This is a genomic window from Psychrobacter sp. UBA3068 (genome assembly GCF_002366815.1).
Taxonomy (GTDB): Bacteria; Pseudomonadota; Gammaproteobacteria; order Pseudomonadales; family Moraxellaceae; genus Psychrobacter; species Psychrobacter namhaensis.
In genome coordinates, this window is sequence record NZ_DFBY01000019.1 from 26,590 (window position 1) to 45,510 (window position 18,921).

An 18,921-nucleotide genomic window follows, 5' to 3' on the forward strand; every position below is an offset into this window, starting at 1 on the left:
CTAAAGATTTTCCTAAAAATGTCTAATCTAAATGTTCTGCTAAATAGTCAACGAGTACTCTAATCTTTGGCGATAGATGACGGTTGTGCGGATAAACGGCCCAAATACTTTCCTCGGGCTCCCTATAGCGATCCAACACACTCACCAGCTCGCCGGATGCGATATACTTTTGCACATAGTAATCAGGTAGTTGCACAATCCCCAAACCTTTTAGAGCCGCATCAACCAGACTATGACCGCTGTTATATTGCACGGTTCCAGTCACCCGTAGATTTCTTTCTTTATCTGTTTTTTGACTGGCACCTTTAGCTGTGTCGATAAAATGCCAATAGTCACGAGTACCCAACAAACAGTTATGCTGATTCAGTGCGCTTAGCGTATGCGGAATACCGTGTTTTTCAAGGTACGCGGGCGCTGCACAGACAAAGTTGGTGCGATGACTGAGCTTTTTGGCCATCAGGGTTGAATCGCTTAATTTGCCGATGCGAACCGCTAAATCGTAGCCGCCCTCAACCAAATCAATCTTTTGATTGCTTAAAAAAGCCGTCACTTCGATATCGTGATATTGCCTCATGAAGTCATTTATCAGCGGCAGTAATTGCTGCTCACCATACGTCACAGGCGCAGTCAGTTTAATCCTACCTTGAGGTTTTGATTGTAAGTGACCGACGGCTTGCTCGGCCGCGTCTAAGCCATCGAGCACCCCGCGGCAGTGTTGATAAAACACGCGGCCCTCTTCTGTGAGTGAGACTTTGCGCGTTGTTCGATAGAGTAATTTGATGGCAAGTCGCTTCTCTAACGCACTTATCTGCCGACTGACTTGCGCTGTAGACAACCCCAACTCTTTTGCCGCGCGGGTAAAGCTTTCGTACTCCGCGACATAAACGAACTCGCTAATACCATCCCAGCGCATGATTATTACCATTATGTAAAAGATATTTGCAAATATAGCATATTGTTATCCTCAGAGAAAAAACTATAATGGTCACTATTAAAGCAAAGCACAAAACGCTACTGCCTGGCAGCTTGCCTACACTTGCCTGTGCTTGGTAAGCAAGATAAGCTAGCATTATTATCAATTGAGCCAGTCGCTTTGTAGCCCTTTTAAAGTGACACGACTATATCCCATAAAAACAATCCATTAAAAAAAGAGAGCATTGATATGTCAGATAAATTTATTAAATCCAAAGCCGCTATTGCATGGGGCCCAAAGCAACCACTATCGATCGAAGAAGTGGATGTCATGCTGCCCAAAAAAGGCGAAGTATTGGTAAAAATCGTAGCCAGTGGCGTTTGTCACACGGATGCCTTTACCTTATCTGGCGAAGATCCAGAAGGCGTATTCCCAGCGATCTTGGGTCATGAAGGCGGCGGTATCGTTGAGCAAATCGGCGAAGGCGTGACCAGCGTTGAAGTTGGCGATCATGTCATTCCTTTGTACACAGCTGAATGCGGCGTCTGCAAAATGTGCCGCTCAGGTAAAACCAACCTGTGCTCTGCGGTACGTGAGACGCAAGGTAAAGGACTCATGCCAGATGGCACCACGCGTTTTTATAAAGACGGTGAGCCAATCTATCACTACATGGGTTGCTCAACTTTCTCAGAGTACACCGTTTTACCAGAGATTTCTTTGGCTAAAGTCAACAAAGAAGCACCGTTAGAAGAAGTGTGCTTGCTAGGGTGCGGGGTCACCACAGGCATGGGCGCGGTCATGAATACAGCGAAAGTTGAAGAGGGTGCAACGGTTGCCATCTTCGGTCTAGGCGGTATTGGACTGTCAGCAGTGATTGGTTCTGCGATGGCAAAAGCGCGCCGTATTATTGCGATTGACATTAACGAAAGCAAATTTGAGCTGGCCAAAAAGTTGGGCGCCACTGATTGCATCAATCCTAAAGACTATGACAAGCCGATTCAAGAAGTCATCGTGGATCTAACCGATGGCGGTGTTGATTATTCATTTGAATGTATCGGTAACGTCGATGTCATGCGCTCAGCGCTTGAGTGCTGTCATAAAGGCTGGGGCGAGTCGATCATCATCGGGGTCGCAGGTGCGGGGCAAGAAATCTCTACTCGTCCATTCCAGCTGGTCACAGGTCGCGTCTGGAAAGGTTCAGCATTTGGCGGTGTCAAAGGTCGCACCGAATTACCGGGCTATGTTGAGCGTTATTTAGCGGGTGAAATCCCACTTCAAGATTTTATTACGCACACCATGCCATTAGAAGACATCAACGAAGCGTTTGACTTGATGCACAAAGGTGAGAGTATTCGCTCTGTGGTTCATTTTACAGAGTAAGCGATCACTACAGCATCAACGCCATAAAATAAAAATGCTACGCCTATTATTGGGGTAGCATTTTTTTGTTTTAGGAGAACGTTGTTGTGTTGTTGTGAGAGTACAGCGGCGCGTTTTACAGACGTTTTTAGTCAGTCTCTAACGCTGGCTGATATTTAACTTTGTTTTTGAGCAATGATCTCATCGGCAAGTGCGGTCAAAGTTGCTGCCGTAAAGTCAGGCACTGGCACATTGGTTGCCGGAAGCATGGCGTTATGCGGCCGCGTCAGAAAAGCGGCAGAGCAGCCAGCCGCTTGTGCGCCGATGGTGTCCCACAGATGACAGGCCACAAGACACAAATCGGACATGTCAACAGACAACGCTTTGGCGACCAGTTGGTACGTGTCAGCTGCAGGCTTAAACTTACTGACCGTCTCAACGCTAAAAGACTGCTCGAAAAACTCACTCAGTCCCGCTTTTTCCAGAGGCGTTGGGGAGGGACTGCTTGCTGAGTTGGTCAAAGTGACCAAGCGAAACCCCGCTTCACGCAAGCGAGTCAATGCTGGTATTACGTCGGGATGAGCGGGCATACTGCTCATGCGCTCTTTTAGCTCAGCAATGTCGTCCTCTGTCAGCGTCGTCTGATGAATATCAGCGGTCATGCGTAATGCGCCGACGCCAAGCTCACCAAAAGGGGTATAAAGACCGGATAAGGTCATGGTTTGTGAATAAAGCACCATCTGCGCAAACCATTCTCTGAGAACAGTCTGAGTACCAAAAACACGTGTAAATAAAGGCGCAAGCGTATTGATATCAAGTAGCGTTTCATTAACATCGAACACAATAATCGATGGGGCGTGAATAGAGGGAGAGTGGTCAGAGGCCATAAAAAATCCTTTTTATCATAAATGATGTTTTAGTCAGACATATTGGCCAGTTGCTCTAAAATATTAACGTAATTATCGACCCCTTGCGCCCCGCTGACCAAATGGCGCTCATTAAAAATGATTGCTGGTACGCTTTGAATGCCTTGCTGTTGCCAATGCTGCTCCGCCGCTCGTACTTCCTTAGCAAAAAACTGACCTTCTAACACTGCCAGCGCTTCACTACGATCAAGGCCGTTCTCTGCTGCAATATCGGCAAGCACGTTGATGTCGGAGATATCTCTATTATTGGTAAAATGCGCCGCAAATAACGCTTGTTTCAAATCATGCATGCGTCCTTGCTGATCAGCGAAATGTAGAAGCTGATGCAAATTAAAGGTGTTGTGCATACGCGTGTCGTCAGTGAAGTTGAACTCAAAACCAACCTCTTGACCGGCTTCAGTCATTCTCTCTCGGCTGGCGTCTGATTCTTGCTTGGTTGAACCATACTTCTCAATGATGTGTTCACGCAGATTTTGACCCTCGCTTGGCATATTAGGATTTAATTCAAACGGATGCCAATGAATGGTATGAGCCGTATTGGTTTGCTCAAGTGCTTTTGCCAGTTGACGATAACCAATGACGCACCATGGGCAAACGACATCTGAGACAATGTCTATGCGGAGTGGCTTTTCTGACTGTTTCATAATTCCTCGCAGGTGTTGTTATTTGTTTTTTGTCTAGTACTTCTGTCTAAAGTGATCTCTATTTAAAGTGTTATTAAGCCATCCTAAGAGAATGTGCAGACTATTACAATGCCCTCTAAGTTACGACTTAAGTAGTGCAAATGTAACCAGTAAAGAGACGCTGATAAGCCGCGTCTCCAAAGTTTTTATTTGTGAAAATAGCGATGCTTTAAGCCGCCATTAATAGGCGTACTCACTCATTGAAAGTCTGCCTAATAATAAATCAGCGGACAAAAAGTCTCCTGTTTTAGGGACGTTTTAGATTAAAAACTACACCTTAAGGACTACAAAGTAAAAACAAAACCCCCTTTTTGTTCAGTCATAATAAATGGATCAGCGCATCTGTTGAGGTGCGTTTATCACCATTCTTTTATGTTTATCTGCCAGCGAGAAGCCAGCATGTCTACTTTGACGTTAACCATTAATAAGCAAGATTATCAGCTCGATAATCTCGACACGCGCACGACACTGCTCGATGTCTGTCGTCAGCGCCTACAAATCACTGGACCCAAAAAAGGGTGTGACCACGGCCAATGTGGGGCCTGTACCATTCTCATCAATGGACGACGGGTCAATTCGTGTTTGACACTCGCGGTCATGCATGAGGGCGATGAGATTACGACCATTGAAGGTATTGGTATGCCGGAGTCGTTATCGGAGTTGCAGCAAGCCTTTAAAGATCATGATGCTTTCCAATGTGGTTACTGTACGCCTGGGCAAATTTGTTCAGCGACCGCGTTGATAGAAGAGGTCAAGCAAAACTGGCCAAGCTATGTGACCACTGATCTACAAAATCCTAATGGGTTGCTGGTACAAGAAATCGCTGAGCGTATGAGTGGCAATATTTGTCGCTGCTCCGCTTATCCCAATATCATCAAGGCCATCTCACAAGTGCTTGAAAACCAAGTCAACGATCAGTCTCCAAGCTCTGAGACTCGCTCAACGCAAGGGTCAGAAGTCACGGGCATTTGGTCACCGCCGCCTAGTGAAGCGCAGCTCAGCAGTTCATCGCAGAATACCGCCCACACGAAGGTAGCAGGAGGCCGCTCATGAAACGCTTTGAATACAGCCGTGCCGACACACCAAAACAAGCCGCCACTTCAGCGAGTCCAAAGGATGCCGCATTTATTGCTGGTGGTACCAATCTGTTAGATTTAATGAAGTATGAGATTGAGACGCCTATCAAGCTGGTGGATGTGACACGCTTAGAACTAGAGCAGATAGAGCCTACTGCTGACGGTGGTCTGCGTATCGGTACGCTGGTGACCAACAGTGATTTGGCGGCCCACCCTGATATTGTGGCCAACTATCCGGTGTTATCAAGAGCGATTTTGGCTGGTGCCACAGGGCAGCTGCGTAATAAAGCGACTACCGGTGGTAACTTTTTACAGCGCACCCGTTGCTATTATTTTTATCAGACAGACAGTCCCTGTAACAAACGAGAACCAGGGACAGGGTGCCCCGCAATCAACGGCGAGAACCGAACTCTGGCTATTTTAGGTACGAGTGAGGCGTGTATCGCCCAGCACCCCTCTGATATGGCTGTCGCCATGCGGTTACTCGATGCGAAGATTGAGACTGTTAAAACAGATGGCAGCACTCGCACCATTCCTATTAAAGACTTTTATTGTCTACCAAAAGACACCCCGCATATCGAAAACGTCCTGGAGAGTGGCGAGCTTATTACTCATGTGGTACTCCCAGCGCCTATCAAAGGGATACACACTTATGACAAAGTCCGAGACCGCGCGTCTTATGCCTTTGCGCTAGTGTCTTGTGCTGCCGTAATAGACGTGGATGACAGTGGCAAGCTAACCACCATCCGTTTGGCGTTTGGCGGCATTGGTACGGAGCCGTGGCGTAATGAAAAGGTTGAGGCGCTACTAACGGATACAGATGGCAACAGTGATGTTATTAGACAGGCAGCAGATTTGCTATTAAAAGAGGCCAAAGGTAATGGCCAAAATGATTTTAAAATACCACTGACGCGACGTTTATTAAAGCAAGTCATTCAGCGCGCATTAGCCGGCGAAGGAGCATAATCATGTCATTATTGGACTCAGTACTTCCATCAGAACCTACCAAAAAAATGATGATGAATGAGCCTGTTGGCTCCTTGTTTAGCGAGACGGCAAGCAATTTGGTTGGCAAACCCATTAATCGTGTGGACGGCTCCCTAAAGGTCAGTGGTCAAGCGCCTTATTCAGCAGAGATTCATCGAGACAATCAAGTTTATGGCGTCTTGGTGAGTGCCAAGATTGCCAAAGGGCAAGTTGAAAATATCGATAGCAGTGCTTTAGAGGATATTCCTGGCATCATAAAAGTTGTGACGGATCCCAAACAGTTTTTGCGTAACCCCCAGCAGGGCGGCGAAACCAAAGCGCCAACGCAAGGTGTCAGCGAGATTTTTTATCATGGTCAGCCGATTGCCGTGGTCATCGCGGAGACTTTTGAGGCGGCAACAGAGGGGGCGCACGCTCTCAAGGTCAGCTATAAAGACGAGACGGAGCAAGCAGCATTAAACTTTACCAAAGAGCTGCCTAATGCGCATGAGGTCAATGAAAAAAAAGGCTCGGATAAAAACGCCGTAAATGGTGATCCAGAGCAAGGGCTGGCAGATTCTGAGGTGACGCTCGATCGCTTCTATCATACCCCAAGCCAGAGCAACTCTCCTATGGAGCCGCATGCGACCTTAGCCTACTGGGAAGAAGACAAGCTCATCATGTATACGTCCAATCAAATGATTGCTTCTTGTAAGCAACAAGTCATGGACGCTTTAGACTTAAATAAAGATCAGGTGCAACTGATATCGTATTATGTTGGTGGCGGCTTTGGCAGTAAACTGGGCATTGCGCCTGAATCGATTGCAGCGGCTATTGCTGCGAAAGAGCTGGACCGTCCTGTACTGATTTGTATGGCTCGCTCGCAAGTCATGGAAGCAACCGTCAGACGTTCAAACACTCGTCAGCGTATCGCGATTGGCTGTGATAAAGACGGTATTATCAACACTATGATTCACGATACTGTTAGCAGCAACTTGCCAGGGGAGGCTTTTTTTGAACCCACTGCCTTATCGACTAAGTATTTATACCGCGGTGAAAATCGCCGAGTAAACTACAAACAAGTTGATGTCAACCAAGTGCTATCAGGCTCTATGCGCGCCCCCGGTGAAGCGGTGGGTATGATTGCGGTTGAGTGTGCGATGGATGAATTGGCCTCACAGTTGAATATCGACCCCATTGAGCTGCGCCGCCGTAACGAGCCTGAAAAAGACCCAACTCAAGATATTCCTTTTTCGACCCGGCAGCTTATTGCCTGTATGGAGCAAGGGGCCAAGCAGTTTGGTTGGGAGAAACGCAATACTAAGCCCGCCAGTCAGCTAGAGGGCGATTGGTGGATAGGGACAGGGATGGCAGCATCTGCGCGCGGTAACCAACTAAAACCTTCAGAGGCGCGAGCAACTTTACAAGTCGATGAAACAAAAGCGCTGGGCGTCAAAGCCGTTATTGAAACGGACATGACTGATATTGGTACCGGCTCTTATACCGTCTTTTCTCAGGTAGCGGCTGAGATATTGGGCCTACCGATAGACCATATCGAGATGAAACTGGGTGATAGTAGTTTTCCTCCTGCTTCAGGCTCGGGCGGTAGTGTGGGCGCTGCCAGTGCAGGTAGTGGGGTTTATCTTGCGTGTGAGCAGCTGCGTGACATGCTGGCAGAAAAAGTCGGTCTTTACCCTGATACCATTCAGCTTGATAAAGGCCAGATTAAACGATCAGGTGAGCACCATCTGAGTAACACAGAAGCGGCTGTTGAGGCGGTTAAAGATAAGACAGAAGGGTTAAAGCAGAAGGTCAATAAAAAAACGGGCATCGCGTTACCAGAGCCTGCCACAAGAGTATACGACTTTAGCAATTTTCAATCCTATGCCTTAGCAGATATCGTCGCTGAATATGATGAGCAAAAGCTCAGTGCTAAAGGACAAATCAAACCGGGCAAAAATGGCAAGAGCCATCGCCAATCGTCTTTTGGTGCCAACTTTGCTGAAGTTGCGGTACACAAAGTCACTGGTGAAATACGTATTAAACGTATGACAGGTGCCTTTGCAGCAGGACGTATTCTCAATCACAAAACAGCGACCTCGCAGTGCTACGGTGGTATGGTGTTTGGGATTGGTTCAGCCCTGATGGAGGAGATCATTCATGACAAGCGCGATGGCCGCATATGTAACCATGATCTTGCTGAATATCATGTCCCAGTCAATGCCGATGTACCACAACTAGAAGTGATCTTAGTAGAAGAAGACGATCCTTATACCAACCCAATGCATATTAAGGGCATTGGGGAGACGGCGATTTCGGGTGCTGCCGCTGCTATTGCGAATGCAGTCTACAATGCTGTGGGTGTTCGGGTCTATGACTTTCCTATTACCCTCGACAAGCTGCTTTACGAGATGCCAGAGTGATTTTCGATACGAGTTATTTTACAAAAACCCGCTTACTTGGCGGGTTTTTATAGCCTGAATATTTGTCACCCATCATTAAAATGAGAGGCGTTATGAACCAAATAGCTGACATTCTTAAGCTGGCAAGTGAAGCGCAGCAACAAAACGTTGAGGCGGTACTGGCGACTGTCGTGCGTACGGACGGGTCAGCGTATCGTCGTGCTGGTGCCATGATGCTTATCTGTGAAGATGGCCGCTCAATTGGGATGATTAGTGGGGGATGCTTGGAGCCACATATCATTAAGCGTGCTTTTTGGCTCGCTCGTCATGGCGCTAATGTACAAGTCTATCAAACAGGTGAAGATACTGAATACACGGAAAATGGCGACCCAAAAGAAGCTACTCAGGACAATGAAAAACATAAAAATGAGCATGAAGAGACAGAGTTACATGATGGCTTAGGGGATAACAGGGATAGCGAGTTAGACGAGTTGAATTTTGGGCTAGGCTGTAATGGACGGGTGCATGTATTATTCGAGCGGTTGGCGACTGCACAGCCATTGCTGGATACCATCACCCAAGTTCGTCAAACGCAGCAGCCAGTCACAATAGCCACTTTAATTCGTTCTAATGGTAGTCAAGATCAGACTTCTGAGTTAGAAGTTGGCACGCGTATCAATCTAGACGACTATCGTCATTCAGGAAAGATAGCGGCGTTTACTTCTGACAATGCTCTCACTCCAGCGGAGTCTGATACTCCCACCAATCTGAATAATGTGGGGGCAAAACTGCTGGAATGTGAGCTGTTTGATAACAACGCTGAGTATGTTGTCTTAAGCGACGCGGCTGTATCTACCGAGTGGCTAATACAACGACTGCGCCCACAACCCCGCTTGTTGGTTTGCGGTGCTGGCAATGACGTAGTACCACTCGTCACCATGGCAAGGCTGCAAGACTGGCACGTGACGGTAGTAGATAGTCGCATACAATACGCGACGCGCGCGCGTTTTCCGCAAGCAGATAGGGTGATACATCTACCGCTGCCGAGTACGGAACAACTACTTAAACTGAGTCGTAATGCTGCCGTCGCTTTGATGTCGCACAGTCTGAGTCAAGACCGTGCTCGTCTCGCCGTACTGCTAGAGCATCCTGAGCATTATAGATATATGGGACAATTGGGCCCCCGCTATCGCACGGAACGCTTGATTAATGAGATCAGCGCGAGCAAAGCCGATCCGACCACTTTGGCTGAGGGTATTAATAAACTGCATTATCCTATAGGCTATAAGTTAGGTGGAGACGGGCCTGAAGCCCTGGCACTTGGCATCATGGCACAGATAAACGCAGTCATGTATCAGCAGACGGCACCCGCAGAGTTTTTAGACACTGACCCTATCAGTGAAAAGGTCGCAAATGCAACCACTGCAAGTATGGCAGCTACTAACAGTGATACGGCAACAAGTCTCGCATGATTAGTAACCCTTCTATGCAGATAGCTGACAAACAACCGGCATCAAATCACGCTGTTATTGTTTTGGCGAGTGGTCTTAGCCAGCGTCTCGGTCAACCTAAACAACTCCTCTACAAAGATGGTGAGCCATTAATTCGTTATATGACCAAACTGGCAGTGACGACAAATCCGCAAGGAGTCTTTGTCGTCATTCCTGATAACCATCCCGCTATTACTCATGCCATTGCTGACTTGGTGTTTCAGCATCCAGCAAGTCAAATATTGGTAAATAAAATGCCCCAAACTGGCATGGCACACAGTTTGTCTCTGGGTATTGCGGCGATAATGGACACAAGCTCAGCTATTGATCGAGTATTAATCATGGGTATCGATCAAATATTGCTCGATGCGCACCATCTAATGAAGTTGCTGGCAGGTAAGACATCTGTGGTGGCGAGCGGTTATCACAATTGGCCTCATGCAGATGAGGCAGGTGTTAGCGACATACTTAAAAAAGCCATCATCGGATTGCCTTTAGTAATTGATAATGAGCTACTAAAAAAATGGCAGCCAGCACTGATAGGAGATAAGGGTTTGCGTCATTTGATTAGAAGCTTGCCGCCCAGTCAAATAAATACAGTGACCAATGCGCAGCTGAGCTATGATATTGATACGCCAGCACAGCTTGCTTATGCGCAGCAAAAAGGCTGGCTAGATAAACAGCCCTACCTGTATCAAAGCAATATCAACCCTTAAGGGAAAACAATGCCTGTGATAGAAACCGATCGCCTTTATCTTAGACAATGGCACACAAGCGACTTTGCGATATTCGCTGAGATGAATGCCGACCCTGAGGTGATGCACTACTTTCCTAAGGTACTACCGACTACTGTGAGCAACACCATTGCCAAAAAGTGTCAGCAGCTTATTAAAGACAAGGGCTGGGGATTTTGGGCGGTCAGCTTAAAAGACGGTACAGAGCCACGTGATGCTTTTATTGGTTTTGTGGGCTTGAATGAAACGCATGCGGATATGGCTTTTGCCCCTGCGGTTGAGATCGCTTGGCGACTCCATAAAGCTTATTGGGGACAAGGCTACGCGACCGAAGCGGCACGCGCGGCGTTATGTTTTGCTTTTACCGAGCTGGCACTTGATGAGGTTGTCTCATTTACCGCCGTCATCAATAAGCGTTCACAATTGATTATGCAGCGTATTGGGATGACGAACATACAGGGCAACTTTTACCACCCTCTGCTTGATGCCAAGCATCCGCTTGCTGAGCATGTGTTATATAAAATAACGCGGCAAGAGTGGCAAAACGCTGTCGCAATGTAAACCTACTCACACGTGCCTTTTACGGTATTTAGTTAGTATGATCCCGTGAAAACGTTAAAATGTGCCCCTTAAACGGCAACTCTAGATAAGTCGTATTTTCAGGTTTGACGTGCGCGCTGCTAAAACCAAATTCTATCATCTTACTGGTCAGCTTGTTTTTGCGTCCACGGCCAGGATCTACCACGATGACCTCACAGGTTGGCCGCGCATGACGCGCGATGAATTCGGCCAAGATATCGATATGTTGATCTTCATAGAGCAAGTCGCTGCCGATAATGATATCAAATTGACCAAGGTGGCTATTGTCTTCTGCCCAATCTAGGCGCTCAAAACTGATTTCTTTATTGTTGTTTAGCGTGGTGTTGCGATCGAGAAAGTATTCAACCGTTGGATGATAGTCGGTCGCTGTGATATCAGCATGTCGGTGGTTAAGGAGCAGACTCGATAACGCCATACCGCAGCCCACTTCCAAAATACGTTTGCCTGCAATGTCATAATCAAGCATGTGATTGGCCAGCACCAAGCTTGATGGCCATATGACCCCAAACATCGGCCAAGAAGCCGAGCAAATACCCAGCTTTAATGCCTCATCATCAGGGTCACTAAATTGTTGATTGTCACGCAGGGTACAGAGGTGGATATCAGTGTTGCCAATTTCAATCGTTTGATAACGCACGCGCACAGTGGTCAGCGAAGTCATAAACTGTCCTAAAAAAGAAGCAAGAGTGCAAGGTCTGGCAAGAGTTGCCACTTTCAAGAAGGTGTGTTTCTAAACAAAGTCATGTAACGTTGAAACTTTAATGCAAGGGAAGGGGTGGGTTTTACACGGTCATAACAGTATGACCTAACATGTGATAAGTTGTTGTTAATTCTCAGGGTATTCTTATTGCTATGAGTCAGTCGCCCACTGTATCGGTTTTAAATAGAATGGACGATAGAGCACAGGGTTTTAAAGGAGGGTGATGCGCCTATTTTAAAGTTAGGCGCATTTGCTATGGTGATTGATAAAGGGGGTGAGGTGACATTAAAGCGCGCGTAAAGCCCTCGCTTGGTTTAATTGAGAAATCTTAAGCCAGACGTTTTTAGTGCCCACACCAATTCCACAAAGGCACGACTGTTGGTTAAGGGCTCACCATCGATGATCAATACGTAACCTGAACCGTCAATCCATAAAAACACGAAACTGGTCTCAGGAATGAGCAAATCGACTTGCTGAAAAAACGAAATCGCTTGGCTTTCTACTGCCCAGCCCCGTTGTTTTTGGCGGAGCATAAAGCCTGAAAAATCGGCCGCCGCCACACTTAGCATGTCCGCCTCTTCTTGGCTGTAGCCAATCCGTGCGAGGCAGAACCCTTCATCAGAGCCGATGGCGGCACGGCGCTTACCAGACAGACTGGCCACCACATAAGGCAAAAACTGGTCTAGGGGCAGGTTGGGGGCTGGTAAAAATAAAGACAGCTTTTCAACCCAGCCTTTTTCTATAAAGCTCTGTAGCCATTCGTCAGAATAACGCTCAAGCCAGTTGGCGGCAAGCAGTGTCTGCTCATAGGACAATAGGTCTTGTAAGGACAGCTGTTCATCAGTGGGTTCACTTTGTGAAAATGCCTCAAAAATACCGGCTGGAGTTAGGGTCAGATACGTTTTATCAGCATTTAAGTAAGAGGACATAGCGGCTACCATTGTGATGAAAGTTATAAATAGGCGATAAATTAAGGTTTGACGGTTTGATCAAGGCTTTGTTGACAGTTGTTCCAACGCTCATCGAATTGCCAGTCGCTTTTGCCCAAGCGAAACCATACTAAGGAGAAGGCCAGTCGATCATTACGAGCGATACAGTGAGCAAAGAACTCATTTTCGATATGCTCAATCGTGCCCCAGTCTTTATCATCACGCGCTTGCATCAGCTCGGTGGCGATATCTTTAGAAATTTCTTTGGCATCGTCACTACTGATCCGTAGGCGCTGTTTTTGTTCATTGAGCGAAGGGGATACCAATACACTCCAGCGAGTTGCCAGCATACTGTTGCGCTGGATATACCTTTTTTTAGCAATACAATCGCGAAACCCTTGCTGAACATGAGGAAACAGGCGATCCTTGATACGGGTAAACAGATTGTTTACATCATAAGGAATATCATACCAGCAGCCATAAAAAAAGTCTGCGACAGCCCCTTGCAGTGGCTCTTTCTCTGTTAACAGTAAGGCGGCATTGATACGTTGCTCATGAAAATGACGGTTATTGGGTGCCAAAAACACTTTACGCGAGTACAAACGAAATACTCGGCGCGCTTCCATCTCATTTTCTTTGATGAGGTCCAAATCAGACATAATAGTGTCCTTTAAGTCACAGTGGCTATGCTATCGCTAATATTATATAGCCACTATTGAGCTGCTGTAGGGTATGACCTAACTAAACAAGATGCGGCAAAATGTTAACTGATGGCTAATCAAGTAAGGTCTGCATCAAATCTATCATAAATTCAGCATCTTCTTCCGTCATTGCTTCAAACCCTTGCGGCATACCAAGTTCAGCCAAGGCTTCTTTGCCTTCGTCATCGTTGTGCAAATTAAGAATGGCATCCATAAAAATCTGTGTATCAGAAAACCCATCTTTGATCAAAAGCACGTGGCTGATATCAGCCAAATCACTTTCGATGAGGACGGTTAGCTGGGTTTTGGTGAGACGGGAGAAGCTGTGGAAAATCTCTGCCAAGAAAAAGGCGGCTTGGGCGTCACCTTTGATGACTTTACGGGCGGCGGCTTGATAAGTTTCAGTGACGTCCCACTGCAGGTCGGCTTCTTCTATGTCGACGGCTTCTAACAGTCGCAAACCGATCAGCTTAACATCGCGGTTATCTGCCATCGCTACGGTCGCACCAGCCTGAATATCTTCTAGGCGATTGATCTCGCTGTTTGCCCCCGCTGCAATGACCATCTCATCCGATTTGCCGATGGGGCGTGCAACGGCGCGGTATCCTTGCTCGCGGATTAGGGTTGCGGCATCAAACGGATTGGCATAAATGACCTGAATATCCCCTGCATTAATGACTTGCTCTTGTTCGGCATGTGATGCTGGGATGTTCAGGTGCATATTTAGATTAGCGCGTTTCTGAATCAACGTATTAAACATGTGCCAGCCTGCAAAACGCTCAGGCGAAAAATCTGGGGCGATTAACATATTGTGTGTCGTCATGATTTAGCCTTCCTCATTTTGTTTCATTTGGGCATACTGAGCCATCGCAGCTTCAATTTTACTGCGTGATGGCTTGCGGCGTACAGAGGTATAACCCACTGTTTCGCCGCGACGAATATTTGGTACGACGGTCGCATAGACCCAATAATGGCTACCATCTTTGCACAAGTTTTTGACATAGCCGTGCCATTTTTGTCCAGCGGCGGCAGTGTCCCACAAATCTTTATAAGCGGCTTTGGGCATGTCAGGATGACGCAAGATATAGTGCTGTTGACCGATTAACTCATCAACATGGTAGCCGCTAATCTCGACAAACGCATCGTTGACGTGCGTGATGACACCGTTCAAGTCGGTACGTGACACAATCAGCTTGCCATCAGGGTAGGCGCGTTCAATACCAGTGTCGTAGACAGTCCGTGACGTACCATCATGGTAAGTCAAGATAATCTGTTCAGCTGGCAACTCAGGTTTATGTGCATCAGGGATTGGAGAACCCATCGTAATCTCCTTCATTTATCGTTATATTCACAATGATTAAAAAACCAATCTGGTGTGGTACTCGTCGATAACATCACTTATTGTGAATCGGGTGTTTAGTGACTAGCAGCCCTCAGCACACATTCGCTGTTCATCTGACATAAATAGTGTGCGTTACCTTAAATAGTTTTTATAAGACAGTCACACGGTTTTGATTTAAAGTAGTACGGATTCAGTCAGGTTACATAGCGACTAATAGTAGTGTGCTATCGACAAAAATCTGACGTTACCAATCAGATAAGTTTGGCAAGGGCCTCTGAGGCACGTTTGATGTCCAAAAATATCAAACCAAGCTTCGCATTTGGCTTCGCCATGATAGTGAGCACCGCTTCATCTCCCGATGAGGTCATGATCACATAGCCTTTTTCACCTTGAATCATAATACGATCGATACCACCACGTGCCAGCTCACGACCTGCACGGTCACCCAATGACAGTAAAGCCGCTGACATAGCACCAACGCGATCTTCATCAACGCCGGTCGGTAGTGCTGAGGCAATCATAAGGCCATCGTTAGAAATGAGGGCAGATGCTTCTACATCCGCTGATGAGCTGTTTAGGTCTTCCAAAATTTGCTGGAACGAATCTGTACGCATATCGATTTCTCTATGACGGGTTATTCAGTTGATAAAATAACTGTTAATAAGGGTGGAAATAATGTTGACTAAGTTCGTTATTATAAACCCTTACTATTAATATTGATATAGACTGAGACAGACAAAAAGCTAAGTTTTTGGTTTTTTATACCGTTCGAGTTTGATTATTGACCGTTCGTCCGTTTTTCATGTATAAAGGTAGATGCTATTTATACGTTCCAACAGGCTCAATGATTAAAAAGAGCTCTACAGTACCGTCAGGCTAAATGGATACAAGCCAATCCATCATCGCTTTAGAGTTATAAGACCCAGCACCAATCAGCTTTATCAATCCCATCGTCTCTGTACTAAATAGCGTGTAGAGGCAAATCCAGTCTTATATTGGCGTCCACAATCCTCTCGTTGTCTGTTAGACGAGACGACGTTGATGTAAGTAAACATGTTCACCATTTTTACCCTAAGGAAGATATATGAGTATCAGTCAGGCCATCGAAAAAGTCGAAGCACGTTATGCCCATCAACCTGAGTTTGTGCAAGCGGTAAAAGAAGTTGCCATTACTATAGCGCCGCTATATGACGCACATCCAGAATACGATACTTTTAAAATATTCGAGCGCCTCGTTGAGCCTGACCGTATTATTTGCTTCCGTATTAACTGGGAGAATGATAAAGGCGAAGTTCAAGTCAACCGTGGCTGGCGCGTACAGTTCAGTAATGCCTTAGGCCCTTATAAAGGCGGGGTTAGGTTTCACCCTACCGTCAATCAATCTGTTCTCAAGTTCTTAGGTTTTGAGCAAATATTCAAAAACGCTTTGACTGGCTTGCCAATGGGCGGCGGCAAAGGTGGCTCTGACTTTGATCCAAAAGGCAAAACGGACAGTGAAATCCGCCGTTTTTGTTATGCGTTTATGCGTGAGCTGCATCACTACGTGAATAAAGACATTGATGTGCCCGCAGGTGACATTGGTGTAGGTGGACGTGAAGTCAGCTACATGTTTGCGATGTACAAAAATTTAACACGCGAATACGGCGGTGTGCTAACGGGTAAAGGTGTTGGTTTCGGTGGTAGTTTGATGCGTACGGAAGCGACAGGCTATGGTGCTGTGTATTTCCTAGAGAATATGCTAGCCGTGCAAAACGAAGATATCAAAGGCAAAAGAGTACTAATCTCAGGGGCGGGCAACGTTTCATTACACGCAGCGGAAAAAGCTCACATGCTTGGCGGCATAGTCGTCACTGTTTCAGACTCACAAGGTACCTTGTACGATGAAGCAGGGCTGAATCAAGAGAAAATTGATTGGCTTAAAGCGCAAAAAGCAAAAAGTAAGCCATTGGCTGATTATGTGGATGTCTATGGCGGTGAGTGGCTTGCTAAACAAAAACCGTGGCAAATTAAAGGGGATATTGCCATCCCATCAGCGACGCAAAATGAAGTCAATGAAGGCGACGCTCAGCTCATGGTCAAAAATGGCATCAAATACGTGGTCGAAGGCGCTAATATGCCACTGACTGCTGAAGCGATTGACTACATTCGTTTACACCGCGTTCACTATGCGCCAGGCAAAGCCGCCAATGCAGGCGGAGTGGCTGTATCTGCGCTTGAGATGTCACAAAACTCAGTACGCCAATATAAAACCTTTGAGCAGATAGACTTGCGCCTCAAAAACATTATGAAAAATATTCATGATAGCGCTGCTGACGCCTCAGAACAGTATGGTCAAACTGAGAATGGCTATATCAACTATATGGCGGGTGCAAACATTGTAGGTTTTAAACGCGTGGCCGATGCACTGGTTGCTTATGGTATTTTAAACTAAGCAGCATGTAATCTTGAGCATGATATAACTACCACGACATCATACCGCGTCTACTAAAATGAGTAGGCGCGGTATTTTTAATACTGTCCGATTGAGCGCTGATGGATCAACCCAGATGGTGGTCTAAAAACACGCCATTGGGATGAGGTACGCTTATAGCTACGCAACGTGAGATGCCGCGTACCGCCCGTCAAAAATACGCGGCTTACGTTCCTAATCGCAAACTATGTGCTTAGCGGCGATAAAGTCTTTTATGCTTACCAATAGCAAAGCCCCAATCTTATAATGATTGGGGCTTTTTTGCTTTGCCTATTTTTTTGCTTGGTCTATACGGCCTTACGCCATCGTCCTTGCGACATAATACCTTGAATAGGATTAAGCCCTATCTGATAAGCCAGATCGGCAGGGCGGGTAATATCCCATAGGGCCAAATCCGCATCGCAGCCCACCTCTATTTTACCTTTATTTGACAACCCTAATGCTTGTGCGGCATGTAGCGTTGTCCCCGCCAGTACCTCCTCAGGCGTTAAGTAAAATAACGTACAGCCCATGTTCATCGCCAATAATAACGATGTGAGTGGTGAGGTGCCAGGATTGCAATCGGTTGAAATCGCCATCGGGACTTGGTACTTACGCAAGGCGTCAATCGGTGGCAATTTGGTATCACGTAAGGTATAAAAAGCGCCCGGTAACAGCACCGCGACGGTATTGCTTGCGGCCATTTTTTTGATGTCTGCTTCTGATAAGTGCTCTAGATGGTCACTTGATAGACCTTGGTACTCGGCGACCAAGGCGCTACCGCCTATATCAGACAACTGCTCAGAGTGCAGTTTGACTGGCAAATCCAATAAGCGTGCAACCTCAAACACTCGCTTGATCTGAGCGGTGTTAAAGGCAATGTTTTCACAAAAGCCATCGACCGCATCGACTAAACCTTCTGAATGTAGTATTGGCAGCCACGCGCAGACTTGTTCGATATACTCATCCGCACGGTCCTGCATGTGAGACTGATATTCAGGGGGCAGAGCATGTGCGGCCAGATAGGTGGTGCTCACATGAATCCCGTGTTTGTCACCAAGCTTACGAGCGACCGTGAGCATTTTGCGTTCAGTGTCTAAATCCAAGCCATAACCGGATTTGACTTCGATGCTGGTGACGCCTTCTTGTATGAGCGCGAGCAGACGTTTTTCACTTTGGGCAAACAGTGTCTCGATGCTCGCCTCACGTGTGGCGCTAACGGTTGCCACAATACCGCCGCCTTGTGCAGCAATATCTTGGTAGCTGACCCCTTGCAGACGTGCTTCAAACTCATTGCTGCGGTTGCCGCCATAGACGATGTGAGTGTGACAGTCGATAAGCCCTGGTGTTAGCCATTTACCATTGCCATCTGTGATTTGCTGGTCTTGATATTGAGACAGGTGAGGAGTGATCTGCTCATGTGCGCCAATCCACGCAATCTTGCCGTTTTTGATACCGAGGGCTGCATTCTCTAGCTGGCCGTATGGACTGCTATCAGTGCGATCACTTGCATAAATATCGAAACCATACTGTGCTGAAAAGGTTGCGATATTGGCATTGATAATGATGTGATCAAACGATGCCATACTGATATCGTCGATAGGTGTGTGTTCCATTGTGTGTGGCGTCATTGGGTTTGTCGTATTCGTCA

Annotated in this window: 18 protein-coding genes; 8 read left to right on the plus strand and 10 right to left on the minus strand. The window is 46.7% G+C overall.

Annotation, left to right across the window (positions count from 1 at the left end; genetic code table 11):
* Window positions 1–22: 22 nt before the first annotated feature.
* Complete coding sequence (locus B2P60_RS04310) at window positions 23–913, minus strand: LysR family transcriptional regulator (protein WP_286739636.1); 891 nt, start codon at window positions 911–913, stop codon at window positions 23–25.
* A gap of 249 nt (window positions 914–1,162) precedes the next feature.
* Here B2P60_RS04310 and B2P60_RS04315 point away from each other — a divergent pair, with 249 nt between their 5' ends.
* Window positions 1,163–2,293, plus strand: a complete 1,131-nt coding sequence (locus B2P60_RS04315) for an S-(hydroxymethyl)glutathione dehydrogenase/class III alcohol dehydrogenase (protein ID WP_226949422.1) — start codon at window positions 1,163–1,165, stop codon at window positions 2,291–2,293.
* Window positions 2,294–2,448: 155 nt separating this feature from the next.
* Here the strand turns inward: B2P60_RS04315 and B2P60_RS04320 are convergent, their stop codons facing one another.
* Together B2P60_RS04320 and B2P60_RS04325 are read right to left on the minus strand one after the other, a co-directional pair.
* Window positions 2,449–3,159 carry a haloacid dehalogenase type II gene (locus B2P60_RS04320; protein WP_198333937.1) on the minus strand — a complete coding sequence of 237 codons (711 nt, stop codon included), beginning with the start codon at window positions 3,157–3,159 and terminating at the stop codon, window positions 2,449–2,451.
* Window positions 3,160–3,188: 29 nt separating this feature from the next.
* Window positions 3,189–3,842: a DsbA family oxidoreductase gene (locus B2P60_RS04325; RefSeq protein WP_286739637.1), complete on the minus strand. Its 654-nt coding sequence runs from the start codon at window positions 3,840–3,842 to the stop codon at window positions 3,189–3,191.
* A gap of 438 nt (window positions 3,843–4,280) precedes the next feature.
* On the opposite strand from B2P60_RS04325, the gene B2P60_RS04330 reads away from it, so the two are divergent.
* The 6 genes from B2P60_RS04330 to B2P60_RS04355 all read left to right on the plus strand — a co-directional run bounded on the left by B2P60_RS04330 (window position 4,281) and on the right by B2P60_RS04355 (window position 11,110).
* The gene (locus tag B2P60_RS04330; RefSeq protein ID WP_286739639.1) at window positions 4,281–4,934 is read left to right on the plus strand and encodes a 2Fe-2S iron-sulfur cluster-binding protein; all 654 of its coding nucleotides are present in this window, start codon (window positions 4,281–4,283) and stop codon (window positions 4,932–4,934) included.
* Window positions 4,931–5,923 carry an FAD binding domain-containing protein gene (locus tag B2P60_RS04335; RefSeq protein WP_286739641.1) on the plus strand — a complete coding sequence of 331 codons (993 nt, stop codon included), beginning with the start codon at window positions 4,931–4,933 and terminating at the stop codon, window positions 5,921–5,923. Before B2P60_RS04330 ends, B2P60_RS04335 begins: the two co-directional genes overlap by 4 nt.
* A gap of 2 nt (window positions 5,924–5,925) precedes the next feature.
* Window positions 5,926–8,346: a xanthine dehydrogenase family protein molybdopterin-binding subunit gene (locus B2P60_RS04340; RefSeq protein WP_286739643.1), complete on the plus strand. Its 2,421-nt coding sequence runs from the start codon at window positions 5,926–5,928 to the stop codon at window positions 8,344–8,346.
* 92 nt (window positions 8,347–8,438) lie between these two features.
* Window positions 8,439–9,797, plus strand: a complete 1,359-nt coding sequence (locus B2P60_RS04345) for an XdhC family protein (protein WP_286739645.1) — start codon at window positions 8,439–8,441, stop codon at window positions 9,795–9,797.
* Window positions 9,794–10,531, plus strand: a complete 738-nt coding sequence (locus B2P60_RS04350) for a nucleotidyltransferase family protein (protein WP_286739646.1) — start codon at window positions 9,794–9,796, stop codon at window positions 10,529–10,531. Before B2P60_RS04345 ends, B2P60_RS04350 begins: the two co-directional genes overlap by 4 nt.
* Before the next feature lie 9 nt (window positions 10,532–10,540).
* Window positions 10,541–11,110 (plus strand): GNAT family N-acetyltransferase, encoded by a 570-nt coding sequence (locus tag B2P60_RS04355; protein WP_286739647.1) that lies wholly within the window; start codon window positions 10,541–10,543, stop codon window positions 11,108–11,110.
* A gap of 28 nt (window positions 11,111–11,138) precedes the next feature.
* On the opposite strand, the gene B2P60_RS04360 is transcribed toward B2P60_RS04355, so the two are convergent.
* The 6 genes from B2P60_RS04360 to B2P60_RS04385 all read right to left on the minus strand — a co-directional run bounded on the left by B2P60_RS04360 (window position 11,139) and on the right by B2P60_RS04385 (window position 15,435).
* On the minus strand, window positions 11,139–11,810 hold the full coding sequence (locus B2P60_RS04360; protein ID WP_198333945.1) for a class I SAM-dependent methyltransferase: 672 nt from the start codon (window positions 11,808–11,810) through the stop codon (window positions 11,139–11,141).
* Window positions 11,811–12,163: 353 nt separating this feature from the next.
* Window positions 12,164–12,778: a hypothetical protein gene (locus tag B2P60_RS04365; RefSeq protein ID WP_193005424.1), complete on the minus strand. Its 615-nt coding sequence runs from the start codon at window positions 12,776–12,778 to the stop codon at window positions 12,164–12,166.
* A 41-nt stretch (window positions 12,779–12,819) separates the two neighbouring features.
* Entirely contained in the window at window positions 12,820–13,437 is a 618-nt protein-coding gene (locus B2P60_RS04370; protein ID WP_230710696.1) for a hypothetical protein, read from the minus strand.
* Between the two features lie 115 nt (window positions 13,438–13,552).
* Window positions 13,553–14,302 carry a PhnD/SsuA/transferrin family substrate-binding protein gene (locus B2P60_RS04375; RefSeq protein WP_230710695.1) on the minus strand — a complete coding sequence of 250 codons (750 nt, stop codon included), beginning with the start codon at window positions 14,300–14,302 and terminating at the stop codon, window positions 13,553–13,555.
* A gap of 3 nt (window positions 14,303–14,305) precedes the next feature.
* Window positions 14,306–14,800: a PAS domain-containing protein gene (locus B2P60_RS04380; protein WP_286739648.1), complete on the minus strand. Its 495-nt coding sequence runs from the start codon at window positions 14,798–14,800 to the stop codon at window positions 14,306–14,308.
* 272 nt (window positions 14,801–15,072) lie between these two features.
* Window positions 15,073–15,435 carry a roadblock/LC7 domain-containing protein gene (locus B2P60_RS04385; protein WP_179797756.1) on the minus strand — a complete coding sequence of 121 codons (363 nt, stop codon included), beginning with the start codon at window positions 15,433–15,435 and terminating at the stop codon, window positions 15,073–15,075.
* Window positions 15,436–15,905: 470 nt separating this feature from the next.
* On the opposite strand from B2P60_RS04385, the gene gdhA reads away from it, so the two are divergent.
* A complete protein-coding gene (gene gdhA, locus B2P60_RS04390; protein ID WP_286739649.1) occupies window positions 15,906–17,252 on the plus strand; it encodes an NADP-specific glutamate dehydrogenase in 1,347 nt (448 codons plus the stop codon).
* A gap of 326 nt (window positions 17,253–17,578) precedes the next feature.
* Here the strand turns inward: gdhA and hutI are convergent, their stop codons facing one another.
* Entirely contained in the window at window positions 17,579–18,901 is a 1,323-nt protein-coding gene (gene hutI, locus B2P60_RS04395; RefSeq protein WP_414706624.1) for an imidazolonepropionase, read from the minus strand.
* Between the last annotated feature and the right edge of the window lie 20 nt (window positions 18,902–18,921).

What these genes read in the sequence shown, in the direction of transcription:
- B2P60_RS04380 (WP_286739648.1), bottom strand. Translation starts at nt 14,800, where the DNA reads ATGGGTTCTCCAATCCCTGATGCACATAAACCTGAGTTGCCAGCTGAA.
- B2P60_RS04370 (WP_230710696.1), bottom strand. Translation starts at nt 13,437, where the DNA reads ATGTCTGATTTGGACCTCATCAAAGAAAATGAGATGGAAGCGCGCCGA.
- B2P60_RS04340 (WP_286739643.1), top strand. Translation starts at nt 5,926, where the DNA reads ATGTCATTATTGGACTCAGTACTTCCATCAGAACCTACCAAAAAAATG.
- B2P60_RS04320 (WP_198333937.1), bottom strand. Translation starts at nt 3,159, where the DNA reads ATGGCCTCTGACCACTCTCCCTCTATTCACGCCCCATCGATTATTGTG.
- B2P60_RS04310 (WP_286739636.1), bottom strand. Translation starts at nt 913, where the DNA reads ATGCGCTGGGATGGTATTAGCGAGTTCGTTTATGTCGCGGAGTACGAA.
- B2P60_RS04315 (WP_226949422.1), top strand. Translation starts at nt 1,163, where the DNA reads ATGTCAGATAAATTTATTAAATCCAAAGCCGCTATTGCATGGGGCCCA.
- B2P60_RS04360 (WP_198333945.1), bottom strand. Translation starts at nt 11,810, where the DNA reads ATGACTTCGCTGACCACTGTGCGCGTGCGTTATCAAACGATTGAAATT.
- B2P60_RS04375 (WP_230710695.1), bottom strand. Translation starts at nt 14,302, where the DNA reads ATGACGACACACAATATGTTAATCGCCCCAGATTTTTCGCCTGAGCGT.
- B2P60_RS04365 (WP_193005424.1), bottom strand. Translation starts at nt 12,778, where the DNA reads ATGTCCTCTTACTTAAATGCTGATAAAACGTATCTGACCCTAACTCCA.
- B2P60_RS04350 (WP_286739646.1), top strand. Translation starts at nt 9,794, where the DNA reads ATGATTAGTAACCCTTCTATGCAGATAGCTGACAAACAACCGGCATCA.
- B2P60_RS04355 (WP_286739647.1), top strand. Translation starts at nt 10,541, where the DNA reads ATGCCTGTGATAGAAACCGATCGCCTTTATCTTAGACAATGGCACACA.
- B2P60_RS04345 (WP_286739645.1), top strand. Translation starts at nt 8,439, where the DNA reads ATGAACCAAATAGCTGACATTCTTAAGCTGGCAAGTGAAGCGCAGCAA.
- B2P60_RS04335 (WP_286739641.1), top strand. Translation starts at nt 4,931, where the DNA reads ATGAAACGCTTTGAATACAGCCGTGCCGACACACCAAAACAAGCCGCC.
- B2P60_RS04330 (WP_286739639.1), top strand. Translation starts at nt 4,281, where the DNA reads ATGTCTACTTTGACGTTAACCATTAATAAGCAAGATTATCAGCTCGAT.
- B2P60_RS04385 (WP_179797756.1), bottom strand. Translation starts at nt 15,435, where the DNA reads ATGCGTACAGATTCGTTCCAGCAAATTTTGGAAGACCTAAACAGCTCA.
- gdhA (WP_286739649.1), top strand. Translation starts at nt 15,906, where the DNA reads ATGAGTATCAGTCAGGCCATCGAAAAAGTCGAAGCACGTTATGCCCAT.
- B2P60_RS04325 (WP_286739637.1), bottom strand. Translation starts at nt 3,842, where the DNA reads ATGAAACAGTCAGAAAAGCCACTCCGCATAGACATTGTCTCAGATGTC.
- hutI (WP_414706624.1), bottom strand. Translation starts at nt 18,901, where the DNA reads ATGACGCCACACACAATGGAACACACACCTATCGACGATATCAGTATG.